Consider the following 906-nt stretch of genomic DNA (forward strand, 5'->3'; position numbering starts at 1 on the left):
GTTTTTATAAAATTAAATATAAGATTATGGCTTTAGAATATTTTTATTTCTAATAGACGAGATTTTTCCTGTTATGATATAATATGCCGAATTAACACATGTTAACGATTTACCAGTAATGTAAATAAATTTTCGAGGAGATCATTCCAGTGGGACGTAAATGGGCCAATATTGTTGCTAAAAAAACGGCTAAAGACGGTGCAACGTCTAAAATTTATGCAAAATTCGGTGTAGAAATCTATGCTGCTGCTAAACAAGGTGAACCCGATCCAGAATTAAACACATCTTTAAAATTCGTTATTGAACGTGCAAAGCAGGCACAAGTTCCAAAGCACGTTATTGATAAAGCAATTGATAAAGCCAAAGGCGGCGGAGATGAAACGTTCGTGCAGGGACGTTATGAAGGCTTTGGTCCTAATGGCTCAATGATTATCGCCGAGACATTGACTTCAAATGTTAACCGTACGATTGCTAACGTTCGCACAATTTTCAATAAAAAAGGCGGCAATATCGGAGCGGCAGGTTCTGTCAGCTATATGTTTGACAATACGGGTGTGATTGTATTTAAAGGATCAGACCCTGACCATATTTTTGAAATTTTACTTGAAGCTGAAGTTGATGTTCGTGATGTGACTGAAGAAGAAGGTAACATTGTTATTTATACCGAACCTACTGACCTTCATAAAGGAATCGCGGCTCTAAAAGCAGCTGGAATCACTGAGTTCTCAACAACAGAATTAGAAATGATTGCTCAATCTGAAGTTGAGCTTTCCCCAGAAGATTTAGAAATCTTTGAAGGGCTTGTTGATGCCCTTGAAGATGACGACGATGTACAAAAAGTTTATCATAACGTCGCAAATCTCTAATTATATTTTAAAGAAATCTGTCTTTACGGCAGATTTCTTT

The 906-nt window shown here is 36.6% G+C and carries 1 protein-coding gene; it reads left to right on the top strand.

Annotation, left to right across the window (positions count from 1 at the left end; translation table 11 throughout):
- Positions 1-149 precede the first annotated feature (149 nt).
- Entirely contained in the window at positions 150-866 is a 717-nt protein-coding gene (locus tag E0D98_RS24860; protein ID WP_000532912.1) for a YebC/PmpR family DNA-binding transcriptional regulator, read from the top strand.
- Positions 867-906 lie beyond the last annotated feature (40 nt).

Source organism: Escherichia sp. KCJ4928 (genome assembly GCF_004352695.1).
Lineage (GTDB): Bacteria > Pseudomonadota > Gammaproteobacteria > Enterobacterales > Enterobacteriaceae > ECMA0423.